This is a genomic window from Arsenicicoccus sp. UBA2120 (genome assembly GCF_002330965.1).
In the GTDB taxonomy this organism is placed as follows: Bacteria; Actinomycetota; Actinomycetes; order Actinomycetales; family Dermatophilaceae; genus Arsenicicoccus; species Arsenicicoccus bolidensis.
The window spans coordinates 29,929-53,752 of record NZ_DCYC01000075.1; the positions used below are offsets into that span (position 1 = coordinate 29,929).

Annotated in this window: 15 protein-coding genes and 1 pseudogene; 8 read left to right on the top strand and 8 right to left on the bottom strand. The window is 72.8% G+C overall.

Going from position 1 to position 23,824, the window contains the following annotated elements; all coding sequences use genetic code 11:
• The 4 genes and pseudogenes from B2P18_RS12585 to B2P18_RS12600 all read right to left on the bottom strand — a co-directional run.
• Positions 1-187, bottom strand: a pseudogene (locus tag B2P18_RS12585) (glycosyltransferase family 2 protein); the annotation flags it as partial.
• Between the two features lie 28 nt (positions 188-215).
• Positions 216-1,241, bottom strand: a complete 1,026-nt coding sequence (locus tag B2P18_RS12590) for a hypothetical protein (RefSeq protein ID WP_286960373.1) — start codon at positions 1,239-1,241, stop codon at positions 216-218.
• On the bottom strand, positions 1,238-2,383 hold the full coding sequence (locus B2P18_RS12595) for a glycosyltransferase family 4 protein (protein WP_205621834.1): 1,146 nt from the start codon (positions 2,381-2,383) through the stop codon (positions 1,238-1,240). Before B2P18_RS12595 ends, B2P18_RS12590 begins: the two co-directional genes overlap by 4 nt.
• Positions 2,380-3,798, bottom strand: coding sequence for a glycosyltransferase (locus B2P18_RS12600; RefSeq protein ID WP_286960383.1), 1,419 nt, complete (start codon positions 3,796-3,798; stop codon positions 2,380-2,382). Before B2P18_RS12600 ends, B2P18_RS12595 begins: the two co-directional genes overlap by 4 nt.
• An 88-nt stretch (positions 3,799-3,886) precedes the next feature.
• On the opposite strand from B2P18_RS12600, the gene B2P18_RS12605 reads away from it, so the two are divergent.
• Together B2P18_RS12605 and B2P18_RS12610 are read left to right on the top strand one after the other, a co-directional pair.
• A complete protein-coding gene (locus B2P18_RS12605) occupies positions 3,887-4,828 on the top strand; it encodes a WcbI family polysaccharide biosynthesis putative acetyltransferase (RefSeq protein WP_034252203.1) in 942 nt (313 codons plus the stop codon).
• A 41-nt stretch (positions 4,829-4,869) separates the two neighbouring features.
• Positions 4,870-7,245, top strand: a complete 2,376-nt coding sequence (locus B2P18_RS12610) for a glycosyltransferase (protein WP_286960395.1) — start codon at positions 4,870-4,872, stop codon at positions 7,243-7,245.
• A gap of 67 nt (positions 7,246-7,312) precedes the next feature.
• On the opposite strand, the gene B2P18_RS12615 is transcribed toward B2P18_RS12610, so the two are convergent.
• The gene (locus tag B2P18_RS12615) at positions 7,313-9,487 is read right to left on the bottom strand and encodes a catalase (RefSeq protein ID WP_286960406.1); all 2,175 of its coding nucleotides are present in this window, start codon (positions 9,485-9,487) and stop codon (positions 7,313-7,315) included.
• Between the two features lie 255 nt (positions 9,488-9,742).
• On the opposite strand from B2P18_RS12615, the gene B2P18_RS12620 reads away from it, so the two are divergent.
• Positions 9,743-10,933, top strand: a complete 1,191-nt coding sequence (locus B2P18_RS12620) for a zinc-dependent alcohol dehydrogenase (protein ID WP_286960420.1) — start codon at positions 9,743-9,745, stop codon at positions 10,931-10,933.
• Positions 10,934-11,214: 281 nt separating this feature from the next.
• The gene (ilvA, locus tag B2P18_RS12625; RefSeq protein ID WP_286960161.1) at positions 11,215-12,501 is read left to right on the top strand and encodes a threonine ammonia-lyase IlvA; all 1,287 of its coding nucleotides are present in this window, start codon (positions 11,215-11,217) and stop codon (positions 12,499-12,501) included.
• A gap of 370 nt (positions 12,502-12,871) precedes the next feature.
• Here the strand turns inward: ilvA and B2P18_RS12630 are convergent, their stop codons facing one another.
• A complete protein-coding gene (locus B2P18_RS12630) occupies positions 12,872-13,834 on the bottom strand; it encodes an L-lactate dehydrogenase (RefSeq protein WP_286960421.1) in 963 nt (320 codons plus the stop codon).
• A 169-nt stretch (positions 13,835-14,003) separates the two neighbouring features.
• Here B2P18_RS12630 and B2P18_RS12635 point away from each other — a divergent pair, with 169 nt between their 5' ends.
• The 4 genes from B2P18_RS12635 to B2P18_RS12650 all read left to right on the top strand — a co-directional run bounded on the left by B2P18_RS12635 (position 14,004) and on the right by B2P18_RS12650 (position 21,596).
• The gene (locus tag B2P18_RS12635) at positions 14,004-16,607 is read left to right on the top strand and encodes a DEAD/DEAH box helicase (protein ID WP_286960423.1); all 2,604 of its coding nucleotides are present in this window, start codon (positions 14,004-14,006) and stop codon (positions 16,605-16,607) included.
• A 155-nt stretch (positions 16,608-16,762) separates the two neighbouring features.
• A complete protein-coding gene (treY, locus tag B2P18_RS12640) occupies positions 16,763-19,135 on the top strand; it encodes a malto-oligosyltrehalose synthase (protein WP_239261375.1) in 2,373 nt (790 codons plus the stop codon).
• A 56-nt stretch (positions 19,136-19,191) separates the two neighbouring features.
• Positions 19,192-20,970, top strand: coding sequence for a malto-oligosyltrehalose trehalohydrolase (treZ, locus tag B2P18_RS12645; RefSeq protein ID WP_286960425.1), 1,779 nt, complete (start codon positions 19,192-19,194; stop codon positions 20,968-20,970).
• Complete coding sequence (locus tag B2P18_RS12650; protein WP_029211054.1) at positions 20,967-21,596, top strand: hypothetical protein; 630 nt, start codon at positions 20,967-20,969, stop codon at positions 21,594-21,596. Before treZ ends, B2P18_RS12650 begins: the two co-directional genes overlap by 4 nt.
• A 279-nt stretch (positions 21,597-21,875) precedes the next feature.
• On the opposite strand, the gene B2P18_RS12655 is transcribed toward B2P18_RS12650, so the two are convergent.
• Positions 21,876-23,222: an SLC13 family permease gene (locus tag B2P18_RS12655; RefSeq protein ID WP_313534983.1), complete on the bottom strand. Its 1,347-nt coding sequence runs from the start codon at positions 23,220-23,222 to the stop codon at positions 21,876-21,878.
• A gap of 142 nt (positions 23,223-23,364) precedes the next feature.
• Positions 23,365-23,655: a hypothetical protein gene (locus tag B2P18_RS12660; RefSeq protein ID WP_019286942.1), complete on the bottom strand. Its 291-nt coding sequence runs from the start codon at positions 23,653-23,655 to the stop codon at positions 23,365-23,367.
• Positions 23,656-23,824: the final 169 nt, after the last annotated feature.

The window sequence follows — 23,824 nt, forward strand, 5'->3', positions numbered from 1 at the left end:
GCGCGAGCGGCAGGTGCCCGGGCGGTGCCGGCACCTCGACGACGTGCACGCCGGCCGCCTCGCCCACCACGTCGGCGATCTGCGGGTCGCCCATGGCGACGACGACGTGCTCGGGCGGGGTCGGGAGGGCCGCGAGGTGGGCGCGCTGCGCGGCCAGGTGCGTATGACGCCCCGCGGCGATCGTCACGACGACCACCCTCATGGCGCGACCGCCCTCATCGCGCGACCACCCCGTCGGCGGCGGCCTGGATGGCCTGGGCGGCCCGGGCGGCGGCGCCGTCGGTGCGCCAGCGCTCCCACGCGGGGTCCAGGGCCATCGCCTCGTCGAGGACGGCGGCCCAGTCGGTCGGCCACGTGTCGCGTACGACGGCGAGGCCGTGCTGCGCGAGCACGCCTGCGGTGGCTCGCTGCTCGTCGAACGGCCGGTCCTCGGCGACGACGACGGCCCGGCAGCCCGCGACGGCGACGTCGGCGACGGAGTTCTGCCCGGCGGCGATCACCGCCACGTCCGTCGACACGAGCAGGGGCAGGACGTCGGCGTGCCACTCGCCGAGGGGACCCGCGACCGTCCACTGCCAGCCGGGGGTCGCCGCACGTGCCGCGTCCAGGTCGGCGGGGCCGAGGCGGCTGCCACCCGCGCCGCCGAGCAGGAGCACCCGCCGTGGGCCATCATGACGGGGCGCCGTGGCCGCCGTGGTTGCCGGGGAGGCAGTGGCAGTGGGAGGGGCCGGGAGAGGGCGGCCCGCGTGGCGGGAGATGCCCCCGGCATACGTGACCTTGTCGGCGCGTCGTCGCAGGTAGCCGGGTTGGTAGAGCTCGCCGGGCCACGGCGCGACGATCGCCCGGGCCAGGTCGTGGCCGAGCTCGTGCGGGGCGTCGTCGCGGTCGCCGGGCATGGCCATCACGACGACCGGGATCCCGAGCGTCCGCACGAGCACCGTGACCTCCACCGACACGTCCACGACGACGAGCCGCGGGCGCACGCGCGTCACCCACGAGGCGATCGCGGCCAGGCGCTCGGTGTGGCCGAGGTTGTCGACCGGGGCGTAGTGCAGCCGACCGCCGGGGCTCGCGTCGGTGCGGCCCTCGACGTCGTCCCGCGGCAGCTCGAGCCAGTCGGCCGCCCAGTCCTCCCGGGGCAGCGTGGACAGCACGGTGACGTCCTCGTCCAGGTGTGCGGTGATGGCCCGAGCCCGGTGCAGGTGACCGCGGCCCTGGTGATGGACGTACCAGCCGATCATGCGCCGACCTGCAGCCGGCGCACGACGTCCCGGGCCGACCGCCGGTCGCCCGGGCGGGGAGCGTCGCCGCGGGCCAGCTCGCGATAGACGTCGAGGTAGTCGGCGACCATCCGCTCGACCGACAGGGACGAGCGCGCGTGCTCACGCACGGTGTGCCGGTCCAGCGCGACGACCCGGGGGAGGGCCGCGGCGAGGGCCTCGACGTCCTCGGGGTCCACCAGCGAGCCGCACTCCGGCGTGGCGACGACCTCGGGGATCCCCCCTCGGCGGAACGCCGCAACAGGCGTGCCGCAGGCCAGGGACTCGGCCACCACGAGACCGAACGGCTCGTCCCAGCACGGCGTCACGAGCGCCGCGGCGCTGGACCCGACGAGGGCGGCGAGGTCGTTGTGGGCCAGGTGCCCGACGTACTGCACGTCCGGGCCGAGGCGTGGCGCGATCTCGCGGGCGAAGTACTCACGGTCGCTGAGCGGGCCCGCGACCCGGAGCGGCATGCCGGCCAGGCGGGCTGCGTCGATCGCGAGGTGCGGGCACTTCTCGGGCACGAGCCGGCCGGACCACACCAGCCAGTCGCCGCCCTCACCGAGCGGCCACTCGTCGAGGTCGACGCCGTTGTGCACGACCCTCGGCCGCTCGGGCAGGACCGACCACGCGTCCGCGGTGAAGCCGCTGACGGCGGCGAACCGGCTGCCGTGCTGCGGGTCGGCGAGCATGACGGCCGACTCGAGCCACGGGGTCGGCGGGGTGTGCAGGGTCGTCAGCATGGGCGTCGGCAGGGCACCCGCCATGGCCACCGGCAGGTGGTGCAGCGAGTGGTTGTGCACCACGTCGACGTCGCCGTAGCGACCCTCGGCGAGCGCGAGCATGACGCCGAGGTAGGCGTGGTGCTCGGCCATGAACTCGGGTGCGGGCATCGAGACGTCACGCGCCGCCGCGGGGGAGGCACGCCACGGTCGCCGGGGGAAGGCCAGGCCCGGCTCGACGCCGTCCGACCCCTCGGCCGCCGCGAGGATCACCTCGTGGCCCAGGTCTCGCAGTCGTCGCACCAGGTGCCACACGTGCGCCTCGAGCCCGCCCGCGAACGGCTCGCGGATGCGGTGGCGGTGCGGGGCGATGACGACGACGCGGAGGCGGGGCTTCACCAGCTGCCCGCGACGACGCGGGTGGCCCCGACGGGGACCCTCGTGGACCCGACCGGGTCCCGCCAGCGGCTCGGACTCCCTGGACCGGGGGATCCGTCGACCACGTCGGGGGGCGAGGTGCCGGCCGTGACCCGCGTGGACCCGGCGCAGGGGTTGTGCAGGGCAGAGGTGAGGGATCTCAGGCCCTCCCGCACGGAGTGACCGAGGGAGTCGCCGAGACGCTCCGCCCGCGCGTCGGCCGGACGATCGACCTGCGACACGCGGTCGACCTGCTCGACGGTCGCGGCGCCAGGCGCCGCACCTGCACCGAGCACCCGGTCGTAGACCTCCTCGTGCACCCGCCGCGCGTGCTCGTCGGCCGACGACCGGCGGGCCAGCCGCTCGGCGGCGTCGCCCCAGGGCACCTGCCACGGCTCACCCCCGGCGCGCGTGCGGTCCGCGACGAGGTGCTGCAGCGCCGTCCCGACCGCCTCGGGCTCGTCGAACTCCGCGTGGAAGCCCACGTCGTCGTGCTGCTCGGCGTAGTGCCCCACCGCGGGCGACAGGCACGAGGCGCCGAGGTCCCAGCACAGCTCCAGCCAGCCGGAGTGCGTGCCGTGGGCATAGGGCAGGACGACCACGTCGGTCCCGGCGATCCACGCGGCCAGGGCGTCGTCGTCCAGCCGCGGGCGCACCCGCAGGTCGACGCACGCCACGGCCGAGGCCAGGCCCTCGACGGCGGCGAGGACGTCCAGCCGGCGGGCGTCGTCGCTGCGCAGCACCTCGTCGTTGACCGTGACGACCAGCGTGCCGCCGAGCTCCCCGACCGTCGCGGCCAGGGGTGCGAGCCAGGAGGTGGGGTCGACGTTGGCGCGGACGGCCCCGAGCGGCACACCCACCCGCAGCCCGCGCTGGCGGTTGCAGCGTGACGTGTCGGAGCGACGGACCCAGGCGTCGTCGGCGATCTGGGGGTGGGGCAGGACGACCGCCTCGCGGCCCCACCGCTCGCGGATCACCGCGGCCACGCCGGGCGTCAGCGTGATGACCTCGGCGGCGGCCGGGACGAGCACCCCGAGCGCGTCGAGGTGGGCCTGCTGGTCGCTCAGGTGCGGGTTGGCGAGGTCGTGCACGGTCACGACGAGCGGGATGCCGGCCCGCCGGAGCTCCTGGACCCACAGCGTCAGCTGGGCGGTCGTGGAGGACTCGAACCCGAAGTGCACGTGCACCACGTCCACCTCGTCGGCGTGCGCGACCAGCCACACGGGGTCGAGCACCATCGGGGGCCACCACACGCCGTCGCCGGCCGTCCGGCCAGGGGGTGGCGGGTCCTCGAGACGCACCGCTCGGTCGCCGCCCGCGCCGTCCGTGCCGATGGCACGGGGCAGCAGGCGGTCGACATACGGGTGTGCGCTGGGGACGCTCGCGACACGGATCACAGGACGCACCTCGGCCTTCGTCGATCACGCGGTCGGGGCCCACGGTCTCAAGGCTCCACTTACTGGCTTACCTGCGTACGGTTACCCCATGACCAGCGCTTCCATTCGTCCGCGCGTGGACGACAGCGACGGCCGGGTGCGGCACTACGGCGCGTTCTACGGGGTCGACGCCCTGCCCGAGGGGGACGGCCCGCTGGTGGTCGTCCTGGGCAACTGCCAGGCCGAGGCCGTGCGCGTCCTGCTCAACGGATCACCGTCCCGCGGCGTCCGGTCCGTGCGCGTCCCGCCCGTCTTCGAGATGACCGAGGACGACGTGGTGCACCTGGGTCTGCTGCTGGAGCGCACCGACGTGCTCGTGGGGCAGCCGATCAAGGACGACTACCGCGGTATGCCGCTCGGCACCGCCCAGGTCGCGCAGGCGCTGGCACCCGGGGCGCAGGTCGTGCGGATCCCCGTCAGCTTCTACGCCGGGCTCTATCCCTGGCAGGTGCTCGTCCGCACGCCCGAGAGCGGTGACCCGCCCGGCGTTCCGTACCACGACCTGAGGACCGTCCTCGAGGCCGCCGACGGCACGCGGCCACCGGACCGGCTGGACGCCGACGGCATCCGCGAGATCTCTCGCGCGTCCGTCGCGGAGCTGCGCCGCCGCGAGGACGCCGCCGGCACCGTGCGGGTGTCGGACGTGCTGCTCGAGGCCGGCGCCGACGCCTGCCACGTCGTCAACCACCCCGGCAACACCCTGCTCGTGGCCCTCGCCCGGCGGGTGCAGGAGCAGCTGGGCCTCCCCGTGGACGCGCAGGACCCCGGCCGGACCCTGCTGTCCGAGCTCTTCGCGCCGCTGGACCCCCGCGTGGTCGACGCCCTCGACCTGGACGCCGAGCCCCGCACCGGCTGGACCAGGCGCGGCGAGCACGTGCCCGACGACGAGGTCCGCGAGGTCCAGCTGGCCTGGCTGGCCGACCACCCCGACATCGTCCGCCTCACCCTCGAGCGCCACGCCGGCACCGCGCGGCTGCTGGGCCTGAGGTGACTCGGCCCGTCCCTGTGTCTCCGGTGTCTCGCGCGTCTCGCGTGTCTCTGATCCACCTCGTCGTCGGGCCGCCCGAGCACGGCGTGACGCGCTGCGCCCTCGAGCTGCACGGCACGGTCTCCCTGCGCGACCAGCCGGTCGTGCGCGTCCTCGACGGGGTGACGGCAGACCTCGCCGCCGCCCTCGTCGAGGCCGGCCACGGCCCGGGCACCCCGGTCCACGTGCACGTCACCGACCGCCTGCTGGGCCGGTCCGCGCCCGAGGCGGCTGCTCGGCTCGTGCCCGTCGCCGAGCGGTGGCCGTTGACCGTCACCCTGCACGACGTGCCGCAACCCTCGGACGGACCGGGGGCCCACGAGCGCCGGGCCGGGGCGTATGCCGATATCGTCGCCGCCTCCCGGGGCGTCGTCGTGAGCAGCCACCACGAGTCGGCGCTGCTGGACGACGCCCTGCGCCTCGCCGGTCGGCCGGGGCTCGTGACGGCGCGGCCGCGGGTCGTCATACCGCTCCCCATCGACCCGCCGGCCGAACCTCTCCCGCCAGCCGCCCCGACACCCGCCCCGACACCCGGGCCCTCGGACGCGGGCCCGATCGCCCCCGGCCGTCGCGAGGTCGGCGTCCTCGGCTTCCTCTATCCCGGCAAGGGCCACGAGGAGGCGCTCGAGGCGCTCGCCGCCCAGCCCGCCGACGTGGGCCTGGTCTGCCTGGGGCGGCCGTCCCCGGGCCACGAGGACCTGGTGGACGCTCTGCAGACGCGGGCCGCGGAGCTCGGGCGCGACTGCCGCATCACGGGATTCGTGCCCGACGAGGATCTGGTCGAGGCGCTGCGGGCGGTCGCGGTCCCCGTCGCGCCGCACCGCCACCTGTCGGCCTCGGGATCGATCAACACCTGGCTCACGGCAGGCCGTCGCCCCCTCGTGCCGCGGTCGCGCTACGTCGAGGAGCTGGAGGCGCGCTGTCCCGGCGCCCTGCTCGTCTACGACGACCTCCACGTCGCCGTCGGACAGGCGCTGGAGGACCCCACGCTCACCTGGTTGGGACCCGAGGTCGTGCTCGGGCCCGATCGCGACGAGGCTGCTCGGTCGTACTCCGACACGTTCGCCGACTGGGCGACGCGTCCCGAGATCAGCGTGGTCGTGCCCTACTACGACGACCAGCGCGGGCTCGACCTGCTGCTCGCCGCCCTCGCCCGCCAGACGCTCCCCACCGGGTCGTTCGAGGTGGTCGTGGCCGACGACGGGTCGCCCCAGCCGCCGGTGCTGACCGACCAGCCGTATGCCGTGCGCCTCGTGCGTCAGCCCGACGCGGGGTTCCGGGCCTCGGCGGCCCGGCACCTCGGGGCCACCGGCTCGACCGGGCGAATCCTCGCCTTCCTCGACGGCGACACGCTCCCGACCCCGGACTACCTCGCCCGGCTAGTCGGCGCGGTGCGGTCAGGGGAGGGGCCGTGCGGGACGCTGGCGGTGGGACGGCGTCGGCACACCGACCTGTCGGGGCTGTCGCCTGCCGACGTGGTCGACCGGCTCGGCGCCGGCGCTGTCGGCCGCGGCGCATCCGTGCAGCCCGGGCTGCCGGCGCTGCCGGAGCCGGCGTGGCTCCGCGAGGCCTACGCCGCCAGCGACGACCTGCGCGACGCGGACGACCGGTCCTACCGCTTCGTCATCAGCGCCGTGATGGCCCTGCCGCGCGAGCTCTACGACGCCGCAGGGGGGTTCGACCCGTCGTTCGTGGGCTACGGCGGCGAGGACTGGGACCTCGCGCACCGCTGCTGGCTGGCCGGCGCGGACCTGCGGCACGTCCCCGACGCCGTGGCGTGGCACGACGGACCGGACTTCGCGGGGCGCGACGACGAGGACCGCCGCCGCACCAAGGACCTCGAGACCCTGCGCCTCGCCCGGGTCCTCACCGACCCGCTGGCCCGCGACCCACGCCTGGTCTGGCACTGTCCCCGCGTCGTGGTGCGCCTGCAGGTGGGTGACGCGGGCCCTGCGGCCGTGGCCACGTGCGTGGCGTCGCTCCTGGACGGCACGGACGCCGGCGTGTGGCTCGTGGACGCCGACCTGGATGGGGACTCGAACACTCCATCAGGCGGCGACCAGACCCTGATCACCGATCCGCGCGTCCACCGCGGCGAGCCGTCCCGCGAGGTGCTCCAGCGCTGCCGCGAGCAGGTCGACGTGCTCGTCCCCGTGGAGCTGGACGGCACCCTCACCGAGCTCGTCGACCGGGGGCCGGTCAGCACCGAGCTCGTCGTCGTCCGCCGTACCCGGGACCTCGCCCGCCACCGCGCGCGTCCCCGCTCGCAGACCGGCGCCGGCGGCGATGACGGCATCCCTGCGATGTCGTCGGCCGCGGTCGGCATACGGCCGGTCACCGACCCACCGCCCCTGGAAGCCGCGTGGGGCGGCTGGACCTGAGCCCAGCCGCCCCACGGACGGTGCCTGTCGCGTCAGCCGCGACCGGCGGTCACGTCGACAGCGTCGGTCACTTCGACACGGTCGGGTAGCGGTCCCAGACGCGGTGCAGCGTCAGGAGCTCGGCCACCTGGTCGATGATCGCGGCGCCGTCGGCCACCACGACCCCCTTGGCGTCGGCGGGCAGACCCGCCGAGGTGATCGCCTCCGCAGAGACCGCGCCGATCGCCTTGCAGTGGCGGAAGGCCTCGCCGAGCATCAGCGCGATGCGCGGGTCGGTCTGGGTGCCCAGGGCGGCCTGGTCGCCGTTGCGGGCGTCGTACGACGGCACGGCGTCCGGCGCCGGGGCGATCTGCCCGGCCAGGACGATGGCGTCGAACTCCACCGACCGGGCGGTGGCAAAGGTCTTGTCGACCTCGACCGACCCGACCTGGCCGCCGTGCGGGCCGACGACGAAGGGCACCATCGAGGCCTTCTCCACGGCCTTGACCAGGGCCGTGACCGTGGCGTCGTCGCTCTGCTCGTCGCACACGATCCCGACCTTGCGCCCGTCGACGGGGAACGGCTTGCCGACCTGGGACAGGGCGGGGCTGGGCTCCACGTCGGCGACCTTCTCCGTGGCCTCGGGCGCCGGCAGGCCGAGGCCCTTGGCGACCGCGGCGCACAGGTCGGCGTCGATGTTGGCCAGGCACTGCAGCTGGCGCTCCCGGACGACCGGCACCGTGCACTTGCCGAGCTCGAAGGTGTAGGCCGAGACGATGTGGTCCTTCTCGACCGGCGTCATCGAGCGGTAGAACATCCGGGCCTGGGAGTAGTGGTCCGCGAACGACGCCGGGACCGCCCGGACCGTCTGCGAGGCCGCGACGACGGCGGGGTGGTCCACGAAGCCGCCCTGCTCGGCGGGCGCGGGGAAGGGATTGCCCGCGCCGAGGGAGTTGGGGCGGTAGGGCGCGACGCCCGCGTGGACGGCGTGCTGGTGGAATCCGTCCCGCTGGTTGTCGTTGACATCGACGTGCGGGCGGTTGATCGGCAGCTGCTGGAAGTTCGGGCCGCCGAGGCGCGTGATCTGCGTGTCCACGTAGGAGAACAGGCGGGCCTGCAGGAGGGCGTCGTTGACGACGTCGATGCCCGGCACCAGGTGGCCGGGGTTGAACATGACCTGCTCGACCTCGGCGAAGAAGTTCGTCGGGTTGGCGTCCAGGGTCAGCAGGCCGACCGGCTGCACGGGGGCGAGCTCCTCGGGGACCAGCTTGGTGGGGTCGAGCAGGTCGATGCCGGAGAACATCTGGTCCTCGGTGTCGTCGAAGACCTGGACGCCCAGCTCCCACTGCGGGAGGTGACCGCCCTCGATGGCGTCGTACAGGTCGCGGCGCTGGAAGTCGGGGTCGCCGCCCATGATGAGCTGCGCCTCCTCCCAGAGGGTGGAGTGGACGCCGGCCTTGGGCTTCCAGTGCCACTTGACCAGCTTGGTCGCGCCCGCCTCGTCGATGACGCGGAAGGTGTGGACGCCGAAGCCCTCCATCGTGCGCAGGGACAGCGGCAGCCCCCGGTCGGACATGTTCCACAGCGTGTGGTGCTGGGCCTCGGTGTGCAGCGACACGAAGTCCCAGAAGGTGTCGTGGGCGCTCGCGGCCTGCGGGATCTCACGGTCCGGTTCGGGCTTGGCCGCGTGGACGATGTCGGGGAACTTGATGCCGTCCTGGATGAAGAAGACGGGGATGTTGTTGCCGACGAGGTCGAAGTTGCCCTCGGAGGTGTAGAACTTCACGGCGAAGCCGCGGGTGTCGCGCGGGGTGTCCGCAGAGCCCCGCGAGCCGAGGACCGTGGAGAAGCGCAGGAAGACCGGCGTCTCGACGCCCTTCTTGAGGAAGGCCGCGCGGGTGATGCTCTCGGCGGAGCCGTAGGCCGTGAAGGTGCCGTGCGCGCCGGTGCCGCGGGCGTGGACCACACGCTCCGGGATGCGCTCGTGGTCGAAGTGCGTGATCTTCTCCCGCAGGTGGTGGTCCTGCAGGAGCGTCGGGCCCCGGTCGCCGGCGCGCAGCGAGTGGTCCGTGTCGGGGACCCGCCGACCCACGGCGGTGGTCAGGTAGTCGCCCTGCTGGGCGCGGGCGTTGGGGTCCCTGCTGGCCTCGGCGCCGGTGGCCGTCCGCATCTCGGGGGCGCGCGTGTCGGGCGTGGGGGGCAGCGGGCCGCGGGGGTCCGTGGGCTCCTCCAGGGGCGGCGTGTAAGAAGTGTCGTGCGACATCGGTCCTCCTTGACGGTCGCCTCCGGGGGACGGGGCGACGTGGTGTGACATGCCTGGCCGGGGGGTGCACGCGTCTTGGCGCCCGGCTCCGTGCTCTCGTACCCGTCGGGGGGCGGGGCTATCCCCGCAGGGCTGTCTGCGGCGGGTCGCCGGTGACAACGGTCCCACGGGTTTGCAGCCGATCCGCCGCGGGTACGTCACCGGGGAGGGCCCCGGCACACCGTCGCTCGGCCCGTAAGCGGAAGGACCACCATCGTGAAGGCATTGACCTGGCAGGGCGTCGAGAAGGTCGCGGTCGAGGAGGTGCCCGACCCCCGGATCGAGCAGCCCACCGACGCCATTGTCCGCGTCACGTCCACCGCCATCTGCGGCTCGGACCTGCACCTCTACCGCGTGCTGGCGCCCTTCCTCCAGCGCGGTGACGTGCTCGGGCACGAGTTCATGGGGATCGTCGAGGAGGTCGGCTCCCAGGCTGGCTCGCTCAGGGTGGGCGACCGGGTCGTCGTGCCGTTCAACATCTCCTGCGGCCACTGCTTCATGTGCTCGATCGGCAAGCAGTCCCAGTGCGAGACCACCCAGGTCAAGGACCAGGACAAGGGAGCGGCGCTGTTCGGCTTCACGAGCATGTATGGCGCCGTCCCCGGCGGCCAGGCGGAGTACGTCCGGGTCCCGCAGGCCCAGTACGGCCCGGTCGTCGTGCCCGAGGAGGGCAGCGACGAGCGCTACCTCTACCTGTCCGACATCCTTCCCACGGCGTGGCAGGCCGCGAAGTACGCCGACATCGAGCCGGGCTCGACCGTCGCGGTCTACGGCCTCGGCCCGGTCGGCCAGCTCGCCACCCGCAGCGCCCTGCAGCTCGGCGCCGGCCGCGTGATCGGCGTCGACCGGGTGGACGAGCGGCTGGCGATGGCGCGCGGCTTCGGCGTCGAGACCGTCGACATGCGCGAGGTGGACGACCCCGCCGAGGCCATCCGCGAGATGACCGGCGGCCGGGGCGCCGACTCGGTCATCGAGGCCGTCGGCATGGAGGCGCACGGCTCCCCGGCCGGCAAGACCGCCTTCGACGTCGTGCCGCGGCTGCCCAAGGCGCTGGCCAAGCCGATGATCGAGACGGTGGGCTTCGACCAGCTCGCGGCGCTGCACGGCAGCTTCGAGGCGGTGCGGCGGGGCGGCACGGTCTCGGTCGTCGGGGTGTATGGCGGGGCGGCCGACCCCATGCCGATGTTGATGATGTTCGACAAGAACCTCACGATCCGGATGGGCCAGTGCAACGTCCGCCGGTGGACCGACGAGCTGCTCGAGCTCGTCCGTCAGGACGGGGACGTGTTCGGCACCGAGACTCTCGCGACCCACCGACTGTCGCTGGACGAGGCGCCCGGCGCCTACGAGACCTTCCAGAAGAAGCAGGACGGCTGCATCAAGGTGGTCCTCAAGCCCGGCGCCTGAGGGCTGACCCGGACGCACGTCGAGGCGGTGCTGACGACCCCCAAGTCCGTCAGCACCGCCTCGCGGTGCGTGTGAGCCTCCCCCTCGTCCGCTCACACACCTTGCAGACGTAGCGTCGGTCGCAGAGGTTGCCCAAAGCCAGGGGCTTTCTCGCTCATTCCCCCAGGTGGCCTACCTGCACGCGCGAGGCGTTATCCAAGCGTGACAGCGTGGGGGAGGCGGAGGTTCCGGCATACGGGATGGTGGTCCGCCTGACGAGAGGCGCGCGCCATGGTGAGCCCATGACCACCGCGCTGCCCGTCGTCTCCGCCGCCGCCGTCGAGGCAGCGGCCGCACGGCTCGCGGGCGTCGTCCGGACCACGGAGCTGCAGCGCAACGAGCGGCTGAGCGACCGCACCGGCGCGGAAGTCTGGCTCAAGCGCGAGGACCTGCAGCCCGTGCGGTCCTACAAGCTGCGCGGGGCCTACAACCTCGTGTCGCAGCTCGACGCCGCGCAGCGGGCCGCCGGGGTCATCTGCGCGAGCGCCGGCAACCACGGTCAGGGCGTCGCCTTCGCGTGCCGCCGGCTCGGCATCCGGGCCAGGATCTTCGTCCCCAGCACCACGCCCCGGCAGAAGCGCGACCGGATGCTCGCCCTCGGCGGCGACGCGGTCGAGCTGGTCGTCACGGGCGACACCTACGACGAGGCGGCGGGTGCGGCGGCGGTCGAGGCCACGGTCACGGGGGCGACCCTGGTGCCGGCGTTCGACGACCCGCGGACCCTCGTCGGCCAGGGCACCGTCGTGCCCGAGATCGTCGCGCAGCTGGGGCACGCCCCCGACGTGCTGGTCGTGCCGGTGGGTGGCGGCGGCATGCTCGCGGGCTGCCTGACCTGGGTCGCCGAGCACGCGCCGTCGACGCGCGTCGTCGGCGTCGAGCCCTCCGGTGCCGCGTGCCTCGCCGCGGCCCTCTCGGCCGGCGAGCCGATCGCCCTGCCCGCCATCGACTCCTTCGTGGACGGCGCGGCCGTGCGCCGGGCGGGGGACGTCACCTATCCGATCGCGCGCGACGCCGTCGAGGCCGGCCGCGCCGAGCTCGTGCAGGTGCCCGAGGGCAAGATCTGCACCGAGATGCTCGACCTCTACCAGGTCGACGGGATCATCGCCGAGCCCGCCGGGGCGCTCGCGGCGGCGGCGCTCGGTGGGGGTGACCGCGAGGAGATCGTCCACGTGGAGCCGGGCTCGTCGGTGGTGGTGATCGTGTCGGGCGGCAACAACGACGTCTCGCGCTACAGCGAGATCGTGGAGCGCTCCCTGGTGTACGAGGGCCGCAAGCACTACTTCCTGGTGAACTTCCCGCAGGAGCCGGGCGCCCTGCGGCGTTTCCTCGACGAGGTGCTCGGGCCCGACGACGACATCGCGCTGTTCGAGTACGTCAAGCGCTCCAACCGCGAGATCGGTCCTGCGCTGGTGGGCATCGAGCTCGGGCGGCCGTCGGACCTCGGCGGGCTGCTGCAACGCTTGGAGGAGAGCCCGATCCGGGTGGAGCGCGTCGACCCCGACAGCCCCTTCTACCGCTTCCTCGTCTGACCCACCGGGGGTAGGGGCATCAGCCGGGCCTCGTTCGCCAGGCTGATGATCCCGCCGGGGGTAGGGGCATCGGCCGGGCTTCGTTCGCCAGGCTGATGATCCGGCCCCCGGTAGGTCTGCGCCGTCCGTCTGGGGGTGCGTCTCCCGTCTCGACCAGCGGCTCCGGTCTCCGGCTGCAGCTCGAGACGGGGAGCGCCGCCGGAGACGGAGTGCGGCCACGCAGACCGGGGCAGTCGCCGAGACGGGATCGTGGCGGACGTGCTCGTATGCCGGACCGCGCGCCCTCACGCCGACCACCGCCAGGCGGCGGGCGCTCCCGGCATACCGCTCGGCCCGGCATCGCCCTGGCGGCCAACCCTGCAGGCGGGCGCTACCCGAGAGAGGTCGCGAGCGCGTCGACGCGCTCGCGGAAGCCTTGCAGCGTCGCCACGCTCGCGTCGAACGCCGCCTGCTCCTCCTCGTCCAGGTCCAGGTCGACGACGTGCTTGGCGCCGCCGCGGCTCAGGATCGCGGGGACGCCGACGCAGACGTCCTCGTGGCCGTACTCGCCACGCAGGAGCGTGCTGACGGGCAGGGTGGACTTCTCGTTCTTGAGGATGGCGCGGGTGATGCGGGCCAGGGACATCCCGATGCCATAGCTGGTCGAGCCCTTGGCGTCGATGATCTGGTAGGCCGCGTCCCGGGTGCGCTGGAAGATCGCGTCGAGCTCGTCGCGAAGCCCCGGGTCGGCGGCGATCCGCTTGCTGATCGAGCGGCCGGCGACCGAGGCCGCGCTCCAGGCGGGGAGCTCGGAGTCGCCGTGCTCGCCGATGATCAGGGCGTGCACGTTGGACGTGCTCACCTCGAAGAACTCGCCGAGGTGGTAGCGCAGCCGCGCGGTGTCCAGCGTCGTGCCCGAGCCGATGACCTGCTCGGGCGGCAGGCCGCTGAACCGCCAGGTGGCATAGGTCAGCACGTCCACCGGGTTGGTCGCAACGAGATAGATCCCGTCGAAGCCCGACGCGGTCACGCGCTGCACGATCTCGCGAAAGATCCGCAGGTTGATGTCGGCGATGTCGAGCCGCGTCTCGCCGGGCTTCTGGGCGGCGCCGGCGCAGATCACGACCATCGCGGCGTCCTGGCAGTCGGCATAGCTGCCGAAGCTCACCTGCACCGGGCTCGGGGCCCAGGCCTCGCCGTGGTTGAGGTCGAGGACGTCGGCGCGCGACTTGGCCTCGTTGAGGTCGATGAGCACGAGCTCCTCGCAGATCCCCTGGTTGACCAGGGCATAGGCGTAGGCCATGCCGACGGCGCCCGTGCCGACGAGGACGATCTTGTTGGGGACGTACTTCATCGTGGGCTCCCAGGTCGAGGTCGGTGCGACCTCAGCCTAGGGCGGATGGTCCGTGGTCGCGCAGCCTGCTCGGATCCCCGCCACGCCCGGTGGTCGTGCCGTGCCGGCCGTATGCCGGGCGCTCGCGCGTGGGGGTCGCGCCCGTCCGATCTGGGACGATGGGTCCACGATGACGCTCACCGACCTGCTCCCGCCCACTGCCGACCGCACCGCCGACGCCTATGACGCGGACGCGGTCTACTCGACCTTCGTCGACTGGACGCTGGAGCGGGGGATCGAGCTGTACCCCGCGCAGGACGAGGCGCTGCTGGAGCTGGCGACGGGGGCCAACGTCATCCTGGCGACGCCGACGGGGTCGGGGAAGTCCATGGTGGCGCTGGGGGCTCACCTCATGGCCCTGGCCCAGGGCGTGCGCACCTACTACACGGCGCCGATCAAGGCCCTGGTGAGCGAGAAGTTCTTCGCCCTGTGCGACGCCTTCGGCGCCGAGAACGTCGGCATGATGACCGGTGACGCGGCGGTCAACTCGCACGCCCCGATCATCTGCTGCACGGCCGAGGTGCTCGCCAACATCGCTCTGCGCCAAGGGGATCGGGCCGACATCGGTCAGGTCGTGATGGACGAGTTCCACTTCTACAGCGAGCCCGAGCGCGGCTGGGCGTGGCAGGTGCCGCTGCTGACCCTGCCCCAGGCGCAGTTCCTGCTGATGAGCGCGACGCTCGGCGACACGTCCTTCTTCGAGGAGGACCTGGCCCGCCGCACGGGCCGCGACACCGCCGTCGTCTCGAGCGCCACGCGGCCGATCCCGTTGTCCTACAAGTGGGTCCTGACCCCGGTGCACGAGACGATCGAGGACCTGCTGCTGGCCAAGGAGGCGCCGGTCTACGTCGTGCACTTCACCCAGGCGGCGGCCCTCGAGCGGGCCCAGGCGCTGATGTCGGTCAACATGTGCACCAAGGAGGAGAAGCAGGCGATCGCCGCGGAGCTCAAGGGTTTCCGCTTCGCCAAGGGCTTCGGGGCGACGCTGCAGCGGCTCGTCCGCCATGGCATCGGCGTGCACCACGCCGGCATGCTCCCCAAGTACCGCCGCCTCGTGGAGACCCTTGCGCAGCAAGGGCTCCTCAAGGTCATCTGCGGCACCGACACCCTGGGCGTCGGGATCAACGTCCCGATCCGGACGGTGCTCATGACCGGCCTGACCAAGTTCGACGGCACCCGTCAGCGGCTGCTCAAGGCGCGCGAGTTCCACCAGATCGCGGGGCGGGCCGGGCGCGCGGGCTACGACACGGCGGGCACCGTCGTCGTCCAGGCGCCGGACCACGTGATCGACAACCACCGCGCCCTGCTCAAGGCTGGCGACGACCCCAAGAAGCAGCGAAAGGTCCAGCGCAAGAAGGCTCCTGAGGGTCAGGTCAGCTGGACCGAGGACCAGTTCGACCGCATCACCGCCGCCGAGCCGGAGGCGCTCCAGTCCCGCATGCAGGTCACGCACTCCATGCTGCTCAACGTGATCCAGCGTGAGGGCGACCCCTTCCCCGTCATACGGGACCTGCTGCGGGACAACCACGAGGACGACCGCCGCCGGGCTCGCCTGCAGCGCAGGGCGATCGAGATCTATCGGTCGCTGCGCGACGCGGGGGTCGTGGCCCAGCTCGACGAGCCCGACGAGACCGGTCGCCAGGTGGTGCTGACCGACGACCTGCAGCGCGGATTCGCCCTCAACCAGCCGCTGTCGACCTTCGCGCTGGCGGCGTTCGAGCTGCTGGATCCCGAGAGCCCGACCTATGCCCTCGACCTGCTGTCGATCATCGAGGCCACCCTGGACGACCCGCGCGGCGTGCTCATGGCCCAGCAGTTCAAGGCGCGTGGCGAGGCCGTCGCCGAGATGAAGATGGACGGCATCGAGTACGACGAGCGCATGGAGCTGCTGGAGGAGGTCACCTGGCCCAAGCCGCTCGAGGAGCTGCTCCTGGCCGCCCTGGAGACCTATCGCCGCTCGCACCCGTGGATCAGCGAGGACGACCTGTCGCCCAAGACCGTCGTCCGCGATCTCTACGAACGCGCCATGACCTTCGGCGAGTTCGTCGCCTTCTACAACCTCGCCCGCGGCGAGGGCATGGTGCTGCGCTACCTCTCCGACGCCTACAAGGCGCTGCGCCAGACCGTCCCCGCGAGCTATCGCACGGTCGAGCTCGAGGACCTGATCGAGTGGCTCGGCGAGGTCGTGCGCCAGACCGACTCCTCGCTGCTGGAGGAGTGGGAGCAGCTCACGAGCGGCGAGGACGAGCCGCTGTCGCAGGCTGCCCTCGACGCCCTCTCGACGCCCTTGCCCGGTGGCGCTCGGCCCCTGTCCGCCAACGAGCGCGCGCTGCGAGTCATGGTGCGCACCGCCATGTTCCGCAAGGTCGAGCTCCTGGCGCTGCGCCGCTGGAACGACCTCGGCGAGCTCGACGCGGCCGCCTACGCCGTGGCCAAGCAGGCCCGCGCCGACGCCGACCTCGACCCCGTCGACGTCGAGCCCATGGACGCCGAGCTGTGGCAGGAGGCGATCGAGGACCTGTATGCCGAGTACGACGCGATCGGCACGGGGCCCGACGCCCGTGGTCCGGCCCTGCTGATGGTGACCAAGGAGCCGGGGCGCTGGCTCGTCGACCAGATCCTCGACGACCCCGAGGGCGACCACGACTGGCGGATCCAGGCCGAGGTCGACCTCGACGCGACCGACGAGACCGGCGAGCTGGTCCTGATCACCACCAACCTCGACAAGACCTGACCCGGCTGCGGGTGGGCGCCGGCGCCGGTGACGGTGACCCTGGACGGGGGCGGGCGCAACTTCGCCATACGGCCGGATCCTTGGGAGACTGGACCGGCCGCACCGGCGCGGATCCCCATCACCACACCACCAGCTCCCAGGGAGTGCACCCCTCCATGACCGTGACGGCGACCTACCGCCTGCAGATGCACCACGAGTTCACGTTCGACGACGCCGCGGCGCGCGTCCCCTACCTCGCGGACCTCGGCATCTCCCACCTCTACCTGTCGCCGATCCTGCGCGCGGTCACGGGCAGCCAGCACGGCTACGACGTGCAGGACCACTCCGAGCTGAGCCAGGACCTGGGCGGGCTCGAGGGCTTCGAGCGGCTCGCGGCGGTGGCGCACGAGCACGGCCTGGGCATCGTGGTCGACGTCGTCCCCAACCACATGGCGCTGGTCGCCCCGGAGAACCTCAACCGGCCGCTGTGGCAGGTGCTCAAGGACGGTCGTGACGCGCCGACCGCCCACTGGTTCGACATCGACTGGAAGTCCGGCGGCGGGCGGCTCGGCCTGCCGATCCTCGGCGACACGCTGGTCAGCACCATCCAGGCCGGCGACCTCACCATCGACGAGCTCGAGGACGGCCAGCCGGTCATCCGCTACTTCGAGCACGTCTTCCCGATCGCCGTCGGCACCGAGAGCAACGACGTCGAGGCCGTGCTCGCGCGCCAGCACTACCAGCTCGCGTCCTGGCGGCAGAAGGAGTCGATCCTCAACTACCGCCGCTTCTTCGACGTCGACGAGCTCATCGCCGTCCGCGTCGAGGAGGACGACGTCTTCGACGAGACGCACGCGCTGCTGCTCGACCTCAACCACCGCGGCCTGATCGACGGCTTCCGCATCGACCACCCGGACGGCCTGGCCGACCCGGCGGGCTACCTCGACCGACTGCGCACGCGGTCCCGCGAGGACACGATCATCTGGGTCGAAAAGATCCTGGAGGGCCACGAGCGCCTGCCGCGCGACTGGGCCTGCGACGGCACGACCGGCTACGACGCGATGCTCGCGGTCCAGACCGCGCTGGTCGACCCGGCGTCCGAGCCCGAGCTGACCGCCCAGTGGGAGGCCTGCGGCGGCCGCCTCGACGTCGAGCGCGACGTCACCAAGGCCAAGCGCCAGGTCGTCGAGGAGCTGCTCGGCCCCGAGGTCGAGCGGCTCGTCCGCCGCGCCCGCGAGGCCCTGCCCGAGGCGGACCCGACCCGGCTGCAGCTCGCCGTGGTGGAGCTGCTCGTCGCCGGCGAGGTCTACCGCGCCTACATCCAGCCCGACCAGCGTCTCTCGCCCCTGGCCCGTCGCCGGCTGCAGGTGGCGTATGACGGAGCCGTGGCCGCCCGCCCCGACCTGGAGGCCGAGCTCGCGCAGCTGCACGAGCTGGCGACCGCCGAGGAGGCCGACGCCAACGCGGTCGACTTCGCGGTGCGTCTGCAGCAGACGTGGGGACCGGTGATGGCCAAGGGGATCGAGGACACCACCTTCTACCGCTGGCACCGCCTCATCGCCCTCAACGAGGTCGGCGGCGACCCCGGCGCGCTCGAGACCGCCTCGCCCGCGGCGCTGCACGAGTGGGCGCTGCACCAGCGGCGCTACTGGCCGCTCGGGATGACCACGCTGTCGACCCACGACACCAAGCGCAGCGAGGACACCCGCGCCTTCGTCCTGGCCATCGCGGGCGACCCGGTCGCGTGGAAGGAGCTGTCGATGCGCTTCCGGTCGGCGGCGACCGAGCTCGGCATCGACAAGCCCACGGCCCATCTCATCTGGCAGACCATCGCCGGCGTCGGCCTCATCGACCCCGAGCGGCTCAACGGCTACCTGCTCAAGGCGGTCCGCGAGGCCAAGCAGCACACCGCCTGGGTCGACGGCGACGAGGACTACGAGGCACGCGTCCTGGAGTTCGCGGACAAGGCCCTGCGGGCGGGGGAGCGGCACGACGCCCTCGTCTCGCTGTGGGACAGCCACGCCGAGTCCATCCGCGCCCTCGTCCTCGGCGCCAAGCTCCTGCAGCTGACCATGCCCGGCGTCCCCGACGTCTACCAGGGCTGCGAGACCGTCAACCGGTCCCTCGTCGACCCCGACAACCGCCGGCCGGTCGACTACGACGGCCTGCAGCAGAGCCTCGCGCGGCTCGACGCGGGAGCCCCCGCCGACACCCTCGCCGCCGAGAAGCTCCTCGTGTCCTCCGCCGCGCTGCGCCTGCGCCGCGAGCGGCCGGACGCGTTCGGCGTGGCCGGCCTCTACGTCCCGCTGACCACGACCACCGAGCACGCGATCGGCTTCATCCGGGCCGCGTCCGTCGCGACGATCGTGACCCGCGCACCGCACCGTCTCGCCCGCGAGGGCGGCTTCGGCGACGCCCGGGTCGTGCTGCCGACCGGGACGTGGACCGACCGGCTCACGGGCCGCGAGATCACCGTGCCCGCGACGGGCGAGGTCCTCGTGGCCGACGTGCTGACCGAGCGGCCGGTCGCCCTGCTGGTCCGCTCCTGACGCCCACCTCACCTCACCTCCCCGACACCCCCGCCTCACCCCCGAAAGGCACCGTTGTGACGTCATACACGCTCTGGGCCCCCGCGGCCACCGACCTCGTCGAGGTCGCCGTCGAGGACCAGCGCCTGCCCATGACCAGGGGCGAGGGCGGCTGGTGGCACCTCGAGACGGACGCCGTCGCGGCCGACGCCCCCTACGGCTACTGCCTCGACGGTGGCGACCCGCGCCCGGACCCGCGGGGCCGCCGTCTCGTCGACGGCCCGCACGGCCTCACCACCCCCTACGACCCGACGACCTTCGCCTGGACCGACCAGGACTGGGCCGGGCAGCCCCTCGAGGGCTCGGTGATCTACGAGCTGCACGTCGGCACGTTCACCCCCGAGGGCACCTTCGACGCGGCGATCGGGCGCCTCGACCACCTGGTCGACCTCGGCGTCACCACCGTCGAGCTGATGCCCGTGGCGTCCTTCCCCGGCGTGCACAACTGGGGCTACGACGGGGTGGCGCTCTTCGCCGTGCACGAGCCGTATGGCGGCCCGGCGGGCCTCCAGCGCTTCGTCGACGCGGCGCACGGCAAGGGCCTCGCCGTCGCGCTCGACGTCGTCTACAACCACTTCGGGCCGGACGGCAACTACCTGCGCGAGTTCGGGCCGTACTTCACCGAGGCGCACCACACGCCCTGGGGAGCCGCGGTCAACCTCGACGGACCGGGCAGCGACGAGGTGCGCCGCTACCTGCTCGACAACGTCTCGACCTGGCTGCGCGACTTCCACGTCGACGCGCTGCGCCTCGACGCCGTGCACGCGCTGATCGACGACCGGGCGCTGCCGATCCTGGAGGAGATGGCGCGGACCGCCGACGAGCTCTCGGCCGAGGTGGGTCGCCCGCTCACCCTCATCGCCGAGGACGACCGCAACGACGCCCGCACGACGACGCCGCGCGGCGAGGGGGCGGTCGCGGCCGGCATCGGCATCCACGGCCAGTGGACCGACGACATCCACCACGCCCTGCACGTCGCCCTGACCGGCGAGACCGACGGCTACTACGCCGACTTCGCGTCCCCGGACGCCCTGCCCAAGGTCTTCACCGGCGCGTTCTACCACGACGGCAGCTACTCGACCTTCCGCGGGCGCGTGCACGGGCGACCGATCGACCGCGCGACCGTGCCCGGGTGGCGCTTCGTCGCGTCGCTGCAGACCCACGACCAGGTCGGCAACCGGGCCGTCGGCGACCGCCTGTCCATGGGCACCGACCCGGGACGCCTCGCCGCCGGCGCCGCGCTGCTGCTCACCTCGCCGTTCACGCCCATGCTGTTCATGGGCGAGGAGTGGGCTGCGAGCACCCCCTGGCAGTACTTCACCGACCACCAGGACGAGACGCTCGTCGAGGCCATCCGCAACGGCCGCGCCGCCGAGTTCGCCTCGCACGGCTGGGGCGCCGACGAGGTCCCCGACCCGCAGGCCGCCGGCACCGTCGAGGCCTCCCGCCTCGACTGGACCGAGCTCGACCAGGGCATCCACGCCCGCATGCTCGACTGGTACCGCACGCTGCTGCGCCTGCGCCGCGACGTCCCCGACCTGCGCTCCGCCGCCATGGACCAGGTGTCGCTCGACTGGGACGCCCAGGGCCGCACGGCCGTGCTGCACCGCGGCGCCCACCGCGTCGTCGCCCACCTCGGGGACGGCCCGCTGGACGTCCCCCTCGACGGCGGCCGGGTCGTCGCCTCGTGGAATGACGCCGTTCACGCGTCTGCCGCTGACACTGCCGGTTCCGGTGGGACCGAAGGGGTCGTCCACCTCGACGGACCGGGTGCCCTCGTGATCGGCCCCCGATGACCGACCGGCGCACGCCTCCTCGCCGCCCGGCGTTCTACTCGCCGGAGGCGATGGAGGCCTACGGCGGGCAGCTGCCCGACCCCGCCGTCGTGTCCGAGATCGCCCACGAGACGGCCCAGGTGCTGGTGCACACGGGTCGTGCCTCGGAGGACCCCGAGGTCACGGCCCGCCTCGTCACCCTGGTCGAGGACATCGGCCTCAGCACCCTGGCCGAGCTGTGGGCGCAGCTCCCGGCGCGCTCCCTGCCCGGCGCCCTGTGGCGGCTCTACGCCCTGCGCGAGTGGGTGCGCCGCGACCCCGAGGGGGCCTCGTCGGACTACCAGGCCGGTATGCCGCACGCCGTGGTCCTGCACGCCGTCGCGGGCGCGGCCGAGCCGCCCGGACCCGACGAGATCCGCGGCCTCGCCGACGCGATCCTCACCGGCGTCTACGACGGCGAGCTCGACGTGGCGCTGGAGCGCGCCGGCGCCTTCTGCCGGGTCGTTGCCTCGGGCCGTGCCCACCGCAGCGACGCGGTGGCCGTGACGTCGCCGGCGGAGTGGCTCCGCTCGGCCGGGTCGATCCTGGCGACGGGGGAGGACCTCGAGTCCTGCGCCCGGCTCTGGCGAGCCGGCGACCTGACCTGACCCGCACCCCCCGCCCACCCCAGGCTCGTGAGTGTTTCGTCCCCCTTCTTGGACCGAACCCTCACGATGTTGGCGTGCTGCTGGGGCACGGGCACGGGCGCAGGCACGGACTGGCGGATCGCTGGATGTGCGCGCTCCGGGGGCCCCTCGTTACAATGGAAGGGCGCCGGGCCGCGGTAGCCCCGGGTCCCAAATTCAGCCGCTACGAGCGGCCACGTGCCGAGAGGCGCTCCCGGCCCGGCGTACTCACTCCTCCAACGTCTGCCCCGACGCCGCCCGTCAGGCGATGATGGCTGCGGCCATCGCGAGCGGCAGCGACACGATGGACGCGATGGTCGTCACGGTGGTCATGGTCTTGAGGCTTCCCTGGGTCGACAGCCCCAGCAGGGACTTGAACATCCAGAAGAAGTTGCTGTTGACCTGCAGCGCGAACAACGACCCCGAGGCGATGGCCAGGCCGATCACCACGGGCTCGACCTGGATCGACCCGAGGATGGGTGCGATGATCCCGGCCGCCGTGATCGCCGCCACCGACACCGATCCGATGGCCAGGTGCAGGACCGCCGCGATGACCCAGGCCAGCAGGATGCTGAGGATCACGGGCGCGGACTCGTTGACCGAGAAGAGCCCGCCGAGCACCTTGGCCAGGCCCGTGGCCTTGATGACCGCGCCGAGGGAGCCACCGATGCCGGTGACCAGGAGGATCTCACCCGTGGTGTGGAGGCCGTCGGCGAAGGCGTCGTTGGTCTGGGTCGTCCCGATGAACCGCCGCGCCATCACGTAGGCCCCGACGAGACCGAGGAACAGCGCGACGTTCGCGTCGCCGATGAACGCGATGACGTCGTTGGAGAAGTCCAGCAGCTCGGCGAACGCTCCGAAGGCGATCATCAGCAGCGGCACGATGATCGGCAGCAGCGACAGGAGCAGGGAGGGGCGGCGGTCGGCCGCGACGTGGTCGTCGGCCTGCTCGGACTCGGTGAGCGCCTCGGACTCCTCCTCGTCCCGGTCGGCCTTCCACCAGCCCATCGCGAGCATCCGGCCGAACACCCAGACCGTGATCAGCGCCGTCAGCGGTCCGATGACGATGCCGTAGAGCAGGTAGGTGCCGAGCGGGACCTTGAGCAGGCCGGCGATGGAGATCGCCGCGAGTCCGGGGATCACGAAGACGTAGCCGCAGAAGATGCCCGTGCCCAGCGCGCCGGCCAGGAACGGAAGCCCCCTCTTGCCGATGAACGGCGCCGACGAGCGGGCCACGGGGGCGGCGAGGACCACCTGCACGTCGACGTAGATCGAGGGGAAGATCGTCGCGAGCGCCATGGCCAGGGCATACGGCAGCTTCCCGGGTGGGACCACGCGGACCAGCGCCTCGACCATGGTCTTGAAGGCCCCCATCGCGTGCAGCAGGGCGCCCATCAGCACCCCGAAGCCGATGAGCAGACCGATCTTGGCCATGATGTCGCCGAAACCGCCCGTGATGGCGTCGACCGTCTTGCCGAAGCCGATGCCCGACGCGAGGCCGAGATAGAGGGATGCCAGGACCAGCGAGATGATCGGGTCCACCTTGAACCTGATGATCAGCAGGATCACCAGGACGATGGCGATGGTGGTGTGGAGGACGATCAGCATTGGTCAGCCCCTTGGCTCCGGCGCGTGGGAGTCCAGGATGGCACCCACGCCGCGGTTCGGCTCGTCGGGGGTCGTGCCCGTCTGGTCGTATGGCGAAGGCCGCCACCCACGCGGGTAGCGGCCTTCGCCATACGAGCTGTGATCAGGCGGTGCCCTCGAAGGCGCCCGCCGGGAACAGGCTTCGCAGCTGCGCCTCGTCGCCGCAGCCGGTCAGGGCGTGCAGCTCGGCATCCTTGCGGGCGCTGCCCCTGGACCGCCGCCCGGGACCGTGCCATCGGCACTCGAGGCACTCGCCGTGGCAGAAGCTGCCGTTCTCGATCACGTGCCAGGTCGGCTCGTGCGAGGGATCTCGCGGCTCCGTCTCGATGATCGGTGCAAGGTCAGATGCCGCGGTGGTTTCACGACGGGAGGCCCAACGGGCGGTGAGGCTCATGATCCGAGGATGCCTTACGTACCCGCCAGTAGCCAAGGGGGCCAGGAGTCCGCTCCAATGCCCTAACCGATTGCTGCGCAACCACCCCGGAACGTGACGAAGGGGGCGGATGCTGCCGCATCCGCCCCCTTCGTGCCTCGCTCCCGCTGTCACTCACCCGAGCCCATTG

Bases quoted from the DNA above. Each gene is read 5' to 3' on its own strand.
- B2P18_RS12590 (WP_286960373.1), bottom strand. From the start codon at position 1,241: ATGATCGGCTGGTACGTCCATCACCAGGGCCGCGGTCACCTGCACCGG.
- B2P18_RS12605 (WP_034252203.1), top strand. From the start codon at position 3,887: ATGACCAGCGCTTCCATTCGTCCGCGCGTGGACGACAGCGACGGCCGG.
- B2P18_RS12615 (WP_286960406.1), bottom strand. From the start codon at position 9,487: ATGTCGCACGACACTTCTTACACGCCGCCCCTGGAGGAGCCCACGGAC.
- ilvA (WP_286960161.1), top strand. From the start codon at position 11,215: ATGACCACCGCGCTGCCCGTCGTCTCCGCCGCCGCCGTCGAGGCAGCG.
- B2P18_RS12630 (WP_286960421.1), bottom strand. From the start codon at position 13,834: ATGAAGTACGTCCCCAACAAGATCGTCCTCGTCGGCACGGGCGCCGTC.
- B2P18_RS12635 (WP_286960423.1), top strand. From the start codon at position 14,004: ATGACGCTCACCGACCTGCTCCCGCCCACTGCCGACCGCACCGCCGAC.
- treY (WP_239261375.1), top strand. From the start codon at position 16,763: ATGACCGTGACGGCGACCTACCGCCTGCAGATGCACCACGAGTTCACG.
- B2P18_RS12650 (WP_029211054.1), top strand. From the start codon at position 20,967: ATGACCGACCGGCGCACGCCTCCTCGCCGCCCGGCGTTCTACTCGCCG.
- B2P18_RS12655 (WP_313534983.1), bottom strand. From the start codon at position 23,222: ATGCTGATCGTCCTCCACACCACCATCGCCATCGTCCTGGTGATCCTG.
- B2P18_RS12660 (WP_019286942.1), bottom strand. From the start codon at position 23,655: ATGAGCCTCACCGCCCGTTGGGCCTCCCGTCGTGAAACCACCGCGGCA.